11 protein-coding genes are annotated in these 14,860 nt (G+C 60.7%); 8 read left to right on the top strand and 3 right to left on the bottom strand.

Features of this window, described 5'->3' with window-relative positions:
- Positions 1-7: 7 nt before the first annotated feature.
- A complete protein-coding gene (locus AOA60_RS11620; RefSeq protein WP_099584599.1) occupies positions 8-1,408 on the bottom strand; it encodes a cytosine permease in 1,401 nt (466 codons plus the stop codon).
- Positions 1,409-1,728: 320 nt separating this feature from the next.
- Between AOA60_RS11620 and AOA60_RS11615 the strand changes: the two genes are divergently transcribed.
- Together AOA60_RS11615 and AOA60_RS11610 are read left to right on the top strand one after the other, a co-directional pair.
- Positions 1,729-2,214: a flavin reductase family protein gene (locus AOA60_RS11615; RefSeq protein WP_003173304.1), complete on the top strand. Its 486-nt coding sequence runs from the start codon at positions 1,729-1,731 to the stop codon at positions 2,212-2,214.
- 55 nt (positions 2,215-2,269) lie between these two features.
- Positions 2,270-3,313, top strand: coding sequence for an LLM class flavin-dependent oxidoreductase (locus tag AOA60_RS11610; RefSeq protein WP_099584563.1), 1,044 nt, complete (start codon positions 2,270-2,272; stop codon positions 3,311-3,313).
- A gap of 50 nt (positions 3,314-3,363) precedes the next feature.
- Here AOA60_RS11610 and AOA60_RS11605 read toward each other — a convergent pair whose 3' ends face one another.
- Positions 3,364-4,665, bottom strand: a complete 1,302-nt coding sequence (locus AOA60_RS11605) for an Nramp family divalent metal transporter (RefSeq protein ID WP_099584562.1) — start codon at positions 4,663-4,665, stop codon at positions 3,364-3,366.
- A 214-nt stretch (positions 4,666-4,879) separates the two neighbouring features.
- Between AOA60_RS11605 and AOA60_RS11600 the strand changes: the two genes are divergently transcribed.
- Both AOA60_RS11600 and AOA60_RS33895 read left to right on the top strand, forming a co-directional pair.
- Entirely contained in the window at positions 4,880-7,288 is a 2,409-nt protein-coding gene (locus AOA60_RS11600; protein WP_099584561.1) for a glucose/quinate/shikimate family membrane-bound PQQ-dependent dehydrogenase, read from the top strand.
- Between the two features lie 428 nt (positions 7,289-7,716).
- Positions 7,717-8,022 carry a hypothetical protein gene (locus tag AOA60_RS33895; protein WP_099584560.1) on the top strand — a complete coding sequence of 102 codons (306 nt, stop codon included), beginning with the start codon at positions 7,717-7,719 and terminating at the stop codon, positions 8,020-8,022.
- A gap of 81 nt (positions 8,023-8,103) precedes the next feature.
- Here the strand turns inward: AOA60_RS33895 and AOA60_RS11590 are convergent, their stop codons facing one another.
- On the bottom strand, positions 8,104-9,300 hold the full coding sequence (locus tag AOA60_RS11590) for a XylR family transcriptional regulator (protein WP_099584559.1): 1,197 nt from the start codon (positions 9,298-9,300) through the stop codon (positions 8,104-8,106).
- A gap of 139 nt (positions 9,301-9,439) precedes the next feature.
- Here AOA60_RS11590 and xylA point away from each other — a divergent pair, with 139 nt between their 5' ends.
- The 4 genes from xylA to AOA60_RS11570 all read left to right on the top strand — a co-directional run bounded on the left by xylA (position 9,440) and on the right by AOA60_RS11570 (position 14,763).
- Entirely contained in the window at positions 9,440-10,756 is a 1,317-nt protein-coding gene (xylA, locus tag AOA60_RS11585; protein WP_099584558.1) for a xylose isomerase, read from the top strand.
- Between the two features lie 315 nt (positions 10,757-11,071).
- Positions 11,072-12,073, top strand: coding sequence for a D-xylose ABC transporter substrate-binding protein (xylF, locus tag AOA60_RS11580; RefSeq protein ID WP_099584557.1), 1,002 nt, complete (start codon positions 11,072-11,074; stop codon positions 12,071-12,073).
- Positions 12,074-12,078: 5 nt separating this feature from the next.
- Entirely contained in the window at positions 12,079-13,626 is a 1,548-nt protein-coding gene (xylG, locus tag AOA60_RS11575) for a D-xylose ABC transporter ATP-binding protein (protein WP_177411523.1), read from the top strand.
- Complete coding sequence (locus AOA60_RS11570) at positions 13,627-14,763, top strand: sugar ABC transporter permease (RefSeq protein ID WP_099584555.1); 1,137 nt, start codon at positions 13,627-13,629, stop codon at positions 14,761-14,763.
- The last annotated feature ends 97 nt before the right edge of the window (positions 14,764-14,860 follow it).

Here is a 14,860-nt window from a genome sequence, read left to right as displayed (position 1 = left end):
CACAAGGTTATGACAGTCGGTAGACCGCCTTGGCCTTGCGGGTGTGTTGACGTGTCGCCAGGCAGTAATACAACGGACACGTCACCACCAAACCCACCAGCCACGACAGGTCCGCGCCTTCCACCAGGTTGGCCCACGGCCCCACGTACAGCGACGTATTGGCAAACGGCAACTGCACGATGATGCCGATGAAGTACGCCACGATCGCATGCAGGTTAAAGCGCCCATACACGCCGCCATCAGCCTGGAAGATCGAAGCGATGTCATAGACGCCGCGCTTGATGACGTAGAAGTCGATCAGGTTGATAGAAGCCCACGGCACCAGTACCAGCAACAGCGCGAGGATCAGGCCGATGAACTGCGAGATGAAATCCGCCGACGCGCCCAACGCCACCACGCAACAGCCGGCGAGGATCACGCCCGACAGCACCACGCGCACTTTGATACTGGGAGTCCAGTGGCTGGCGAAGGTCTGGATCGAAGTGACGATCGACAGCACCGCGCCGTACAGATTCAAGGCGTTGTGGCTGATGATATTGAGCAAAAACAGCACCATCAGGATCGGCCCCAGCCAACCGGTGGCCTGCTTGACCGCTACCATGGCTTCGGTGCCCTCGGGCGTGGCGAGTGCGGCAACCAGGCCAAAGGCGAAGGACAGGATCGTGCCGAGGGTGGCGCCCAGGTAGGTCGCAATGAAAGGCCGGGTAATTCCGATGTCCGCTGGCAGGTAGCGCGAGTAGTCGCTGGTATAGGGCGAAAAGCTGATCTGCCAGATCACCCCCAGCGACACGGTGGCCAACCAGCCAGCCGCGTTGAAGCCGCCACGGCTCAGGAAATCCGCTGGTAGGTCATGGGCAAAGATGTAGGCAAACCCGGCGAGCAATGCGCTGCCCATCACCCAGGTGCCGATACGGTTCAAGGTGTGGATAAAGCGGTAGCCGATCACGCCGATGGCGGTGGCGCTGAGGGCGCCGATCAGGATGCTCGCCGGCACCGGCACCGACGGCACGATGCCGACGATGGATTTGCCAGCCAGCACGATGTTGGAAATAAAGAAGCCGATGTAGATCAGTGCGGCGAAGAACACAATCAGCAAGGCGCCGTAGCGGCCGAACTGGCCACGGCTCTGCACCATCTGCGGAATGCCCATGCGCGGGCCCTGGGCCGAGGCAAGGGCTATCACGATACCGCCGAGCAGGTGCCCGAGGGCAATTGCCAGCAGTCCCCAGGCCAGATTGAGGTGGAATACCTGGGCGACCATGGCGCCGGTGACGATGGGCAGCGGCGCGATGTTGGTGCTGAACCATAAAGTGAACAGGTCGCGGGCCTTTCCGTGGCGCTCTGCGAGAGGGACGTAATCGACCGTGTGATGCTCGATCAGGGGGTCTTGCCGGGACATCTGGGGCATGGAAATGAACTCGCGTTGTCTGATCTTATAGTTGTTTGACGCCATACCGGGGGGAGCTCTTCGGCCCTCTCGGATGAACACCATATTATGGTATTCCAACATTTCCACAAGACTGATCCGCTGTTTGTACCTGCAACTGATCCGGTTCCCTGTCGCCTTGAATCCTTTAAATTTCAGCCTGAACCCCAGCATTCATTGGATATTTCGCCAGAACAAGACGTTTATCGGGGGTTTAAAAAAGCGCTTGCAAGCTGTGTATTACGGTATACCATCATACCTACAAATTAATAAAAACCGCTCCACCGCCAGAGGACCGTCACATGATCGATGCCGCCATCTACAAACAAGTGATGGGTTCATTTCCGTCCGGGGTCACCGTGATTACCACGCTCGATGACGACGGCCAGATCGTCGGCCTCACCGCCAGCGCCTTCAGTTCCTTGTCCATGGACCCGGCCCTGGTGCTGTTCTGCCCCAATTACAGCTCCGACTCCTACCCCATTCTGATCAAGAACAAGCGCTTTGCCATCCACGTCCTGTCGGGCGGCCAGCAAAGCGAAGCCTATGCGTTTGCGCGCAAGGGCAAAGACAAGGCCCAAGGCATCGAATGGACGCTCAGCGCGCTGGGCAACCCGATCCTGGCGAATGCCACGGCGGTGATCGAGTGCGAGCTGTGGCGTGAATATGAAGGCGGCGACCACGCGATCATGGTCGGCTCGGTGAAGAACCTGATCGTGCCGGAACAGGCCAACGGGCCCTTGGTCTATTGCCACGGCAAAATGGGCGCCCTGCCCGTGCCTGCCTGACCTCCCAGCAAACCCGGTATTTGCGCAAAACAACAACAGATTAGAGGTAAGCACCATGAAGTTTTCGCTGTTCGTACACATGGAACGTTGGGACGAAAGTGTCAGCCATCGTCAGTTGTTCGAAGACCTGACCGAACTGACCCTGATGGCCGAGGCCGGCGGTTTCAGCACCGTGTGGATTGGCGAACACCACGCCATGGAATACACCATTTCGCCAAGCCCGATGCCGCTGCTGGCTTACCTCGCGGCCAAGACCACCACGATTCATCTGGGCGCCGGCACCATCATCGCGCCGTTCTGGCACCCGCTGCGGGTGGCGGGCGAATGCGCCTTGCTCGACGTGATCAGCAACGGGCGCATGGAAGTCGGCCTGGCTCGCGGCGCGTACCAGGTGGAGTTTGACCGCATGGCCGGCGGCATGCCCGCCTCCAGCGGCGGCCAGGCCCTGCGTGAAATGGTGCCAGTGGTGCGTGCACTGTGGAAAGGCGACTACGCCCACGACGGCGAGATCTGGAAATTCCCCACCTCCACCAGCGTGCCCAAGCCGATCCAGCAGCCCAACCCGCCGATGTGGATCGCCGCCCGCGACCCGGACTCACACAACTTCGCGGTGGCCAACGGCTGCAATGTGATGGTGACGCCGCTGATGAAGGGCGACGAAGAAGTCCTCGACCTGAAAAACAAATTCCAGGCGGCCCTCGACAACAACCCCGACGTACCGCGCCCGCAATTGATGGTACTGCGCCACACCCATGTGCACGCGGCCGATGATCCGGAAGGTTGGAAAGTCGGGGCCAAGGCAATCTCGAAGTTCTATCGCACCTTCGATGCCTGGTTCGGCAATAAAGAAGTCCCGGTGAATGGCTTCCTGGCGCCAAGCCCGGAAGAAAAATTCGCCGCCCGCCCTGAGTTCGAACTGGAAAGCCTGCACAAGACCGCGATGATCGGCACCGCCGCCGAGATCATCCCGCGCATCCAGTACTACCAGGAACTGGGCGTGGATGAGTTCAGCTTCTGGTGCGATAACAGCTTGTCTCATGCAGAGAAGAAGAAGTCGCTGGCGCTGTTTATCGAGCAGGTGGTGCCGGCGTTTCGTTGACTGCTTGCAGGCTTCGCATCAAGCAGATGCGGAGCCTGCACGTCCGGCAATCAGCTGAACAATTCGACACCCAACTGGAACGCAACCCACAGCGCCAGCCCCGTGGCAAAGAGCAGCGCGATATTTTCGAACAGGTTGTTGCGGTATTCCTTGCTCAACAGCGACTTCTGGTTGGACATGATCAGCAAGCCGAGGGAAATCACCGGCAAACCAATGATGTTCAACGCGCTGACGCCGATGGTCAGCGTGACAAAGTCCGGCATGCCCGGCAGCGACCAGATCAGTGGGGTCACCAGGATGAACAACATGAACCACTTGTGCAGCGGGTCATGGTGGAATTCTTTGCCGTAACGCTCGCGGCGTCCGGGCCGTACATGCTGGAAGGCATCGGTGATCAGCATGGGAAATGCCGTGGTTTTACCGGAGATGCTGGCAAACAACGTTGCGAACACGCCAATAAAGAAGATGTACCAGCCAATAGGGCCGAAGAAGATTTCGAGTGCCTTACCCAGGTCGCTCAGGGTCTTCACTTCAATGCCGTTGGGCCGCAGGATCTCGGCGCCTACAATCCAGATCGCCAGGTTGATCACAATGCCGACGAACACGGCAAATAGCAGGTCGTTGCGTTGGATACGCTTGTGCTGTGGGCCAACCCAGCCTTTTTGACGCATGACATAGGGGTGCACGAAGTTGGCAATCGAGCCCGCCACCGCGCCGATCACCGAGACCGCCACCAGCAATGCCCCGTGTACGCCCTCATCCGGCGGAATGCTGAAACCAATCGTCCCTTTGACAATGCCCGCCATATCCGGCCCGGACATCACCGCCAGCGCAATGAATGCGAGGGTCATGATTGCCAGCAGGCCTTTCATCACACCTTCGATCATCGAATAGATATTGCGCCCGACCAGCAACCATACGGCCAATACCACCGCCACCGAACACAGTAATGCATAGTCGGTCTTGAACAGCATGGCCAGGGCTTCCCCCGCGCCCTTGATCATGTAGGCATTCATCAAATGCCCCATCAGCAGCGCATACACCAGCAGGAACCAGGCGAAAAACGGGTTCAACTGAGCGTAACCCTGGAGGATCGTCATGCCTTGGTTATTGCACAGCTGAAACCGCGCAATGATGTTGACGATCAGGTACCTGAGCAGCAGGGACACTGCCAGCACCCACATCATGGCGTAACCATAGTTGGCGCCGGCCACGGAGGACGTAATCAAATCGCCTGCGCCCAGCCATGACAGAACCGCAATGACGCCGGGGCCAAGCAACTTGAGAAGTCGTACAACATGGCCGGGCGCAGAGGCCACAGCCTTGCCTTCGACAGAAGGAAAACCGGTCATAGAAGAGTCTCCGTTATTTTTTTTGTGAGAGCCTGGTTAGTCGAACACAATTGATATGACGTCGTACAACCATGATAGTGAGTTAAGTATTAATAAATGTTTCGTGCTAACCAGGGCGTCCGCAATGGCCTAAGACGCGTTGCAAAATGTACTATCTGGTTACTTATCTTGCTAAAATCGCGTCTTTGCCCTCTCACATTCGAGTCCTTTCGACATGAAACGAGCATCGCGCGCCCCTGGCGTCTCTAGATTCCTACTCCTGGGCCTGGGCGTTGTCATCGCCCTGCTCGGCCTTGCCCTCGCCGTCGGCGGCGCCAAACTGGTCAGTCTGGGTGGCTCCTGGTACTTCCTGATCGGCGGCGTGGCCATGGCGATTGCCGGCCTGTTGATTGCCCGGCGTAACCCCGCGGGCGCGTGGTTGTTCGCCGCATTCCTGGTCGGCACAGCGATCTGGGCCGTGGCGGATGTGGGCCTGGTGTTCTGGCCGCTGTTCTCGCGCGTATTCATGTTCGCCGCCATCGGCATGGTCGTGGCGCTGGTGTATCCGCTGCTGGTCGGCAAGCCTGCACGCGGTGCCTATGGCGTCGCTGCCGTATTGGCAGTGGGCGTAGCGGTTGCGGCGGGTAATATGTTTGTCGCCCACCCAAGTGTCGCCCCCACCGGTGCCGGCCCAGGCGTCACGCCCGTGGCCCCGGCCGATGCGCAGAAAGATTGGGCGCACTACGGCAACACCGAAGGCGGCAGCCGTTTCGCCGCGCTGGACCAGATCAACCGCGACAACGTCAACAAGCTTAAAGTCGCCTGGACCTACCACACCGGCGATGTAGCGATCAGCGACGGCAACGGTGCCGAAGACCAACTGACCCCGCTGCAGATCGGCAACAAAGTCTTCATCTGCACCCCGCACAACAACCTGATCGCCCTCGACGCCGACACCGGCAAAGAGCTGTGGAAGAACGAAGTCAACGCCAAGTCGGCGGTGTGGCAGCGTTGCCGTGGCATGGCGTATTTCGACGCCACCGCGCCGATTGCCCAGCCGACCCAGCCCAACAGCTCGCCGATCATCGCCGCCACGGTTGCGCCCGGCGCGCAGTGCCAGCGCCGTTTGCTGACCAACACCATCGACGCACGCCTGATCGCGGTCGATGCTGACACCGGCAAATTCTGCGAAGACTTCGGCACCCACGGCCAAGTGGATTTGAAAGCCGGCCTGGGCAACGTCCCGGACAGCTACTACCAGCTCTCCTCTGCCCCACTGATCGCCGGCACCACCGTTGTGGTGGGCGGCCGCGTGGCGGATAACGTGCAGACCGACATGCCAGGCGGCGTGATCCGTGGTTTTGATGTAATCAGCGGCCAGATGCGCTGGGCCTTCGACCCCGGCAACCCAGAAGACAAACAAGCCCCGACCGGCGACAGCACCTACGTGCGCAGCACGCCAAACAGCTGGGCGCCGATGTCCTACGACCCGCTGATGAACACGATTTTCCTGCCGATGGGCAGTTCGTCCACCGATATCTACGGCGTTGAGCGCACCCAGCTCAACCATAAATACGGCGCTTCGGTGCTGGCCCTGGATGCCTCCAGCGGTGCGGAAAAATGGGTGTACCAGACCGTCCACAACGACCTGTGGGACTTCGACCTGCCGATGCAGCCGAGCCTGATCGACTTCACCCCGCCTGGCAGCGACAAAGCTGTACCGGCGGTGGTGATTGGCACCAAGGCCGGGCAGATCTACGTGCTGGATCGCGCCACCGGCAAGCCGCTGACCGAGGTCAAAGACGTACCGGTCAAGGCCGCCAACATCCCCAATGAGCCCTACTCTCCAACCCAGCCTAAATCGGTGGGCATGCCGCAGATCGGCGCGCAAACCCTGACTGAATCGGACATGTGGGGCGCAACGCCGTACGACCAGTTGCTGTGCCGCATCGACTTCAAAGGCATGCGCTACGACGGTCTGTACACCGCGCCAGGCACCGATAAATCCCTGAGCTTTCCCGGCTCCCTGGGCGGCATGAACTGGGGCAGTATTTCCACCGACCCGGTGCACGGTTTTATCTTCGTCAACGACATGCGCCTGGGCCTGTGGATCCAGATGGTGCCGGCGCAGAAAAACGCCCAAACCTCCTCCGGTGGCGAAGCGCTGAACACCGGCATGGGCGCCGTCCCGCTCAAGGGCACGCCGTATGCCGTGAACAAAAACCGCTTCCTGTCGGTGGCCGGCATTCCGTGCCAGGCGCCGCCGTTCGGCACCCTGACCGCTATCGACATGAAGACCCAGAAGGTCGCGTGGCAAGTACCGGTCGGCACTGTTGAAGACACCGGCCCGCTGGGCATCCGCATGCACCTGCCAATCAAGATCGGCCTGCCGACCCTCGGCGGCACCCTGTCGACCCAGGGCGGTTTGATCTTTATCGCCGGTACCCAGGACTTCTACCTGCGCGCCTTCAACAGCGGCAATGGTGATGAAGTCTGGAAGGCCCGCCTGCCCGTCGGCAGCCAAGGCGGCCCGATGACCTACGTGTCGCCGAAAACCGGCAAGCAGTACGTAGTCATCACCGCTGGCGGTGCACGCCAATCCACTGACCGTGGCGACTACGTGATCGCCTACGCCCTGCCATAGCCCCTCTGTCCGCGCGGTGCCCTTGCACCGCGCGCTCCGGCATCGGCACCAAGCCCCTTCTACATCGCCTGCATTTCAATAGGTGGGCGGTATCGTTAGTGGCATTTGGTCATGGTTTGTAAAGGGCCAGCAAGTCGGGTCGCTTTTAATTGCAGGACGTTTCCTAGACAATTCCTGCCGCCTTGTGCCTGTTGGAATCGCTGGCTAGTCCGCCGTCCGTCACTGCCAAATCAGTGATCGGGTTTAGTCGCCTGATCTTCCAACGCGTGCATGGTCCTTCATCAGTTTTATGGTGGCTGTGCGCAGGGCACCTTCGGGTGCGCCGGTATTTTCGCGTTGGAGCCGGTCGACTAACCTGCGTACAGCCGCCACCCTCGTTTAGTCGCGAAGGGTGTCGGCCCCTCATCCAACGCGAAGGTACACCATGAATAAAGTACATCCCCGATCCACCCTTTGATCCCGCCAAAGACCGCGCCGCCTTCAACCGCGCCATCGACCACTACCTGCCCACTCAAGGCCTCCACTCGGTCAACGAAGACCTGAGTTTCGAAGATGCCCTGCTTTACACCGCCAGCTTGCTCGACAGCGCTTCCGCCACGGCGCTGGATTGCGGTGACCTGCTACCAAGCCCCGAACGGGCGAAGATTCTGGCCGTGTGGCATTTGCTGGAAATTGCAAAGACCACCGTGGATCGCTCCATCGAATGCCTGAAGCCCGCTAAAGCAACTGCCTGAACTCGTTAAAAAGGTGGGAGGGGCCAAGTCGAAGCGTCGCACCGCCCCTCCCACATTGGGTCCAGCAGTGTATGTAAGGCCTTACTCAGGCACGGGCAACTCGAACTCCGCACCCTGCTGGTACTCCCGCGGCGTACAACCCAATTCACGACGAAACACGGTATGCAGGTACTGCGCCGACTTGAAGCCGCACTTGGCCGCAATATCGGCAATCGCCAGTTCGTGGCTTTCCAGGCCCTTGGCGGCGGCGGCGAGTTTGAAGCGCAGGATCTCGTCATGCACGCTGCAGCCGCGCACCTTGCGAAAGTGCGCTTCCAGGGATGAGCGCGACACGCCGACATAGGCCGCCACCTGCGCGGTCTTGATGCCCTGGCAGGCGTACTGGCGGATAAACAGCAGCGCCTGCATCACGTACGGATTACCCAAGGGTTGATGCAAGCTGGAGGCCTGCACATTGATCGCCTCCGGCGGTACCAGGACCCGCGTGCCCACGCACGGCTTGCCATGCAGCATCTGGTGCAACAGCGCAGCGGCGGTGCGGCCCATGGTTTCGGTGCCCTGGATCACCGAACTCAATGGCACCCGCGTGAGGGTGCGGGTCAGCGGGTCGTTGTCGATGCCGATCAGCGCCACTTGCTCCGGCACGGCGATGCCGGCGGTGAGGCAGGCTTGCAGCAATTGCCGGGCACGGGCATCGGTGACGGCGATGATGCCGATGGGTTTGGGCAAACTTTCCAGCCAGGCGATCTGTTGCTCCACGGCGCTGTCCCACAACGGCGCGCTGGTGCCCAGGCCGCGATACACCTCAACGTGCAAACCATCGCGCAGCATCAGGCGGCGAAAGGCTTTTTCGCGCTCCTGGGCCCAGCGGTTGGCCTGGGCTTCAGGCAGGCTGAAACAGGCAAAGCGCGTCAGCCCGGCCTCGATCAGGTGCTCGTAGGCCAGCTTCATCAAGGCGTAATTGTCGGTGGCCACATAGGGAATGCCCTGGGGATAGGCGCGCGTATCCTCATAGGAACCGCCCACCGCCACCACCGGCAACTGGCTGCTGGCCAACGCCTCGCCGATCAGCGGGTCGTCGAAGTCGGCAATGATCCCATCGCCTTGAAAGCGCTCGATGCCTTTGAGGCGGCACAGAAAGTCTTCTTCCAGGAACAAGTCCCAGGAGACCCGTGTACTGCTCAGGTAATTGCCGATGCCGGCGATGATGCCGCGGTCGTAGATTTTGCTGCCGTTGAACAACAGCGCAATGCGGTGCACGGGCGGTAGGGTTTTCATTGTTTTTGTCCTGGGGCCTGTTTCGACAGACTAGCCCTCACTGCACAAAATCGCACTACGCCTTGGTGATTTTCATAATCGGCAGGCCTGTTGCCGTTGCTAGTATCCAGACACCGCCAAGAACAATAAGGAAAACGCCATGCTGTACTTCCCCGGTGTCGAGAAGGTTCGCTTCGAAGGCCCCAGCAGCGACTCCCCCCTCGCCTTTCGCCACTACGACGCCAACAAGCTGATCCTCGGCAAACCCATGCGTGAACACCTGCGCATGGCGGCTTGTTATTGGCACACGTTCGTCTGGCCCGGTGCGGATATGTTCGGCGTGGGCACTTTCAAGCGCCCGTGGCAGCGCAGCGGCGAGCCGATGGAGCTGGCAATGGGCAAGGCGGATGCGGCCTTTGAGTTTTTCTCCAAGCTGGGCATCGACTACTACAGTTTTCACGACACCGACGTGGCGCCCGAAGGCAGTTCGCTCAAGGAATATCGCCAGCACTTCGCACAGATGGTCGACCACCTGGAGCGCCACCAGGAACAGACCGGCATCAAACTGCTGTGGGGCACCGCCAATTGCTTCAGCAACCCGCGCTTTGCCGCCGGCGCGGCCAGTAACCCGGACCCGGAAGTGTTCGCCTATGCCGCCGCCCAGGTGTACAGCGCGATGAACGCCACCCTGCGCCTCAAGGGTTCCAACTATGTGCTGTGGGGCGGCCGTGAAGGCTATGAAACCCTGCTCAATACCGACCTCAAGCGTGAGCGCGAACAGCTCGGGCGCTTTATGCGCATGGTGGTGGAACACAAGCACAAGATTGGCTTCAAGGGCGACCTGCTGATCGAGCCCAAGCCTCAGGAGCCGACCAAGCACCAATACGATTACGACAGCGCCACGGTGTTCGGCTTTTTGCATGAGTACGGCCTGGAACATGAGATCAAGGTGAATATCGAGGCCAACCACGCGACCCTGGCCGGGCACAGTTTCCATCACGAGATTGCCACGGCCGTGTCCCTCGGCATCTTCGGCAGCATCGACGCCAACCGTGGCGACCCGCAGAACGGCTGGGACACCGACCAGTTCCCCAACAGCGTCGAGGAAATGACCCTGGCCACTTATGAGATCCTCAAGGCTGGCGGGTTCAAGAACGGCGGCTATAACTTTTATTCCAAGGGGCGGCGCCAGAGCCTGGATGACGTGGATCTGTTCCACGGCCACGTCGCGGCCATGGACACGTTGGCGCTGGCCCTGGAACGTGCGGCAGCCATGGTGCAGAACGACCGGTTGCAACAGTTCAAGGACCAGCGCTATGCCGGCTGGCAACAGCCGTTGGGCCAGGCGGTGCTGGCGGGTGAGTTCAGCCTGCAATCGCTGGCCGAGCATGCATTTGCCCAGGAGCTGAACCCGCAGGCGGTGAGTGGGCGACAGGAGATGCTTGAAGGGGTTGTGAACCGGTTTATCTACACCTGAGTGATCCTGTGCACTTTTGCCTGTGGCTGCAGTTGGGATTGTGGTTATGGTTGGGATTGGGATTGGGATTGTGGTGAGCGGGCTTGCCCCGCGCTGGGCTGCGAAGCAGCCCCAAACCAGACGACACAATTTTACCTGAAACACCGAGGTGCCTGACTTCAGGGCTGCTTCGCAGCCCAGCGCGGGGCAAGCCCGCTCACCACAACAGCAACAGCAACAGCAACAGCAACAGCAACAGCAACAGCAACAGCAACAGCAACAGCAACAGCGGTGTTCGACTAGAGTCTTCCAACAACAATAAAAGGACGCACCACCATGAAGTCATTCAAACGCACACTGCTCGCCACGGCCCTGGCCTTGCTCGCCCTGCCGGTCATGGCCGACCCTGCCCACCCGAAAATCGGCTTTTCCATCGACGACCTGCGCCTTGAACGCTGGTCCCGCGACCGTGACTACTTCGTCGCCGCTGCCGAAAAACTCGACGCGAAAGTCTTTGTGCAATCGGCCGATGCCAACGAGCAGAAGCAAATTTCCCAAATTGAAAACCTGATCTCCCGGGGCGTCGACGTCATCGTGATCGTGCCGTTCAACGCCACGGTGCTGACTAACGCGGTGGCCGAAGCCAAGAAAGCCGGGATCAAGGTGGTGTCCTATGACCGCCTGATTCTCAACGCGGACATCGACGCCTACATCTCCTTCGATAACGAAAAAGTCGGCGAAATGCAGGCCGCCGGCGTGCTGCAAGCCGCGCCCAAGGGAAACTACTTCCTGCTCGGCGGCGCGCCCACCGACAACAACGCCAAAGTGCTGCGCGAAGGCCAGATGAAGGTGCTGCAACCGGCCATCGACAAGGGCGATATCAAGGTGGTCGGCCAACAATGGGTCAAGGAGTGGAACCCCACCGAAGCCCTGAGCATCGTCGAAAACGCCCTGACGCGGAACAACAACAAGATCGACGCCATCGTCGCCTCCAACGACGCCACCGCCGGCGGTGCGATCCAGGCCCTGGCCGCGCAGAAACTCGCGGGCAAGGTGCCGATCTCCGGCCAGGACGCCGACCTCGCCGCAATCAAGCGCGTGATCGACGGCACCCAGACCATGACCGTGTACAAGCCGCTCAAGCTGATCGCCACCGAAGCCGCCAAGCTCTCGGTGCAACTGGCACGCAACGAAAAACCCACCTACAGCTCGCAGTACGACAACGGCAGCAAACAGGTCGACACCATCCTGCTCACCCCGACCCCGCTGACCAAGGCCAATATTGATCTGTTGGAGAAGGATGGGTTCTACACCAAAGAGCAGATTGCCGGGCAGTGACCGCCATGGCCGACTACCTGCTGCAAATGACCGGCATCGTCAAAACCTTTGGCGGTGTCAACGCCCTGAACGGCATCGACATCAGCGTGCGGCCGGGGGAGTGTGTCGGCCTGTGCGGTGAGAATGGCGCGGGCAAATCAACCTTGATGAAGGTGCTGTCGGCGGTCTACCCGTACGGCACCTGGGACGGCGAGATCCTCTGGGATGGGCAGCCGCTCAGGGCCCAGTCCATCAGCGAAACCGAGGCCGCGGGCATCGTGATCATCCACCAGGAGCTGACCCTGGTGCCCGACCTCTCGGTGGCCGAAAACATCTTTATGGGCCACGAGCTGACGTTGCCCGGCGGACGCATGAACTACCCGGCAATGCTCCACCGCGCCGAAGCGCTGATGCGTGAACTCAAGGTGCCGGATATGAACGTCGCCTTGCCGGTGTCGCAATACGGCGGCGGCTACCAGCAACTGGTGGAAATCGCCAAGGCGCTGAATAAAAAAGCGCGCCTGCTGATCCTCGACGAGCCCTCGTCGGCCCTGACCCGTTCGGAAATCGAGGTGCTGCTCGACATCATCCGAGACCTCAAGGCCAAGGGCGTGGCCTGCGTGTACATCTCCCACAAGCTCGATGAAGTGGCAGCGGTGTGCGACACCATTGCGGTGATCCGCGACGGCAAGCACATCGCGACCACGGCGATGGCCGACATGGACATCCCGCAAATCATCACGCAGATGGTCGGGCGGGAAATGAGCAACCTCTACCCCACCGAACCCCATGACATCGGCGAGGTGATTTTCGAAGCGCGCAACGTCACCTGCTATGACGTGGACAACCCCAGGCGCAAGCGTGTCGATGATATTTCCTTCGTGCTCAAGCGCGGCGAAATCCTCGGCATCGCCGGACTGGTCGGCGCCGGGCGCACGGAACTGGTGTCGGCGCTGTTCGGCGCCTACCCCGGCCGCTACAGCGCCGAAGTGTGGCTGGACGGCCAGGTGATCGACACACGCACGCCGCTCAAATCGATCCGCGCCGGGCTGTGCATGGTGCCGGAAGACCGCAAGCGCCAAGGCATCGTTCCCGACCTGGGCGTGGGCCAGAACATCACCCTGGCGATCCTCGACACCTATGCCCATATGACCCGCATCGATGCCGAAGCCGAACTGGGCAGCATCGACCAGCAGATCGCACGCATGCACCTCAAGACCTCCAGCCCGTTCTTGCCGATCACCAGCCTCTCTGGCGGCAATCAGCAAAAGGCCGTGCTGGCAAAAATGCTGATGGCCAAGCCCAAGGTGCTGATCCTCGACGAGCCCACACGCGGGGTGGACGTGGGCGCCAAGTATGAGATCTACAAACTGATGGGCGCGCTGGCGGCCGAAGGCGTGTCGATCATCATGGTGTCTTCGGAACTGGCCGAAGTGCTCGGCGTGTCCAACCGCGTGCTGGTGATCGGCGACGGCCAACTGCGCGGCGACTTCATCAACGAGGGGCTCACCCAGGAACAAGTGCTCGCCGCCGCGCTCAGCCATAACAACAATAATGATCGGAAGACCGCGTAGATGAATCAGGTCAAACAGCTGTTTACCCGCTACAAAATGCTCGCCCTGGTGATCGCTGTGGCGGTGATCTGGCTGTTTTTCAGCTGGCAGACCGAGGGCGGTTTCCTGACACCGCGCAACCTGTCGAACCTGCTGCGCCAGATGGCGATCACCGGGATCCTGGCGTGCGGCATGGTGCTGGTGATTATCAGCGGCGAGATTGACCTGTCGGTGGGTTCGTTACTGGGGTTGTTGGGCGGGTTGGCGGCGATCCTGGATGTGGTCTACCACATCCCGTTGCTGGCCAATCTCAGCCTGGTGGCGCTGTGCGGGCTGATGATCGGGTTGACCAACGGCTACATGACGGCCTATCTGCGCATCCCTTCGTTTATCGTCGGATTGGGCGGCATGCTGGCGTTTCGCGGGATTCTGCTGGGGATCACCGGCGGCACCACCATTGCGCCGGTATCACCGTCGCTGGTGTACGTGGGCCAGGGGTATTTGCCGCACACAGTGGGCGTCGGCCTCGGGATTTTGTTGTTTGCGCTGACGCTGTTCTTGACCTGGAAACAACGGCGCAACCGTGCGCTCCACGGGCTGGCCGCGCATTCGCTGGTGCGTGATGTGGTGCGCGTCGGGGTGATCGGCGCGGTGCTCGCCGGGTTCGTCACCACCCTCAACAGCTACGACGGCATCCCCGTGCCGGTGCTGCTGTTGCTGGTGCTGCTCGGCGTGTTCAGCTACGTCACCAGCCAGACCGTGTTCGGTCGCCGCGTCTACGCGGTGGGCAGCAACATGGAAGCCACACGCCTGTCGGGCATCAACGTGCAGGCGGTGAAACTGTGGATCTTCGGCATCATGGGGGTGATGTGCGCACTGGCCGGCCTGGTCAACACCGCACGTCTCGCGGCGGGTTCGCCGTCGGCGGGAAACATGGGCGAACTGGATGCGATTGCGGCGTGCTTTATCGGCGGCACGTCGATGCGCGGTGGCTCGGGCACGGTGTATGGCGCGCTACTCGGGGCGTTGGTGATTACCAGCCTGGATAACGGCATGTCGATGCTGGATGTGGACAGTTACTGGCAGATGATCGTCAAGGGCAGCATCCTGGTGCTGGCGGTGTGGGTGGACGTGAGTACGCGGGCGGGGCGCAGGTGAGTGATCCCAAGCACACCGCAGGCTAAATGTGGGAGGTGGCTTGCCCTCGAAGGCAGTGGGTCAGCCACACATCCATTGACTGACACTCCGCTTTCGC

The organism is Pseudomonas sp. 2822-17 (genome assembly GCF_002742485.1).
In the GTDB taxonomy this organism is placed as follows: Bacteria; Pseudomonadota; Gammaproteobacteria; order Pseudomonadales; family Pseudomonadaceae; genus Aquipseudomonas; species Aquipseudomonas cyclaminis.
Note: the sequence above shows the minus strand (reverse complement) of the source record. Positions and strands in the feature narration are given on the sequence as shown.

What these genes read in the sequence shown, in the direction of transcription:
- xylA (WP_099584558.1), top strand. Translation starts at nt 9,440, where the DNA reads ATGCTGTACTTCCCCGGTGTCGAGAAGGTTCGCTTCGAAGGCCCCAGC.
- AOA60_RS11600 (WP_099584561.1), top strand. Translation starts at nt 4,880, where the DNA reads ATGAAACGAGCATCGCGCGCCCCTGGCGTCTCTAGATTCCTACTCCTG.
- AOA60_RS11570 (WP_099584555.1), top strand. Translation starts at nt 13,627, where the DNA reads ATGAATCAGGTCAAACAGCTGTTTACCCGCTACAAAATGCTCGCCCTG.
- AOA60_RS11605 (WP_099584562.1), bottom strand. Translation starts at nt 4,665, where the DNA reads ATGACCGGTTTTCCTTCTGTCGAAGGCAAGGCTGTGGCCTCTGCGCCC.
- AOA60_RS11615 (WP_003173304.1), top strand. Translation starts at nt 1,729, where the DNA reads ATGATCGATGCCGCCATCTACAAACAAGTGATGGGTTCATTTCCGTCC.
- AOA60_RS11590 (WP_099584559.1), bottom strand. Translation starts at nt 9,300, where the DNA reads ATGAAAACCCTACCGCCCGTGCACCGCATTGCGCTGTTGTTCAACGGC.
- xylG (WP_177411523.1), top strand. Translation starts at nt 12,079, where the DNA reads ATGGCCGACTACCTGCTGCAAATGACCGGCATCGTCAAAACCTTTGGC.
- xylF (WP_099584557.1), top strand. Translation starts at nt 11,072, where the DNA reads ATGAAGTCATTCAAACGCACACTGCTCGCCACGGCCCTGGCCTTGCTC.
- AOA60_RS11620 (WP_099584599.1), bottom strand. Translation starts at nt 1,408, where the DNA reads ATGCCCCAGATGTCCCGGCAAGACCCCCTGATCGAGCATCACACGGTC.
- AOA60_RS11610 (WP_099584563.1), top strand. Translation starts at nt 2,270, where the DNA reads ATGAAGTTTTCGCTGTTCGTACACATGGAACGTTGGGACGAAAGTGTC.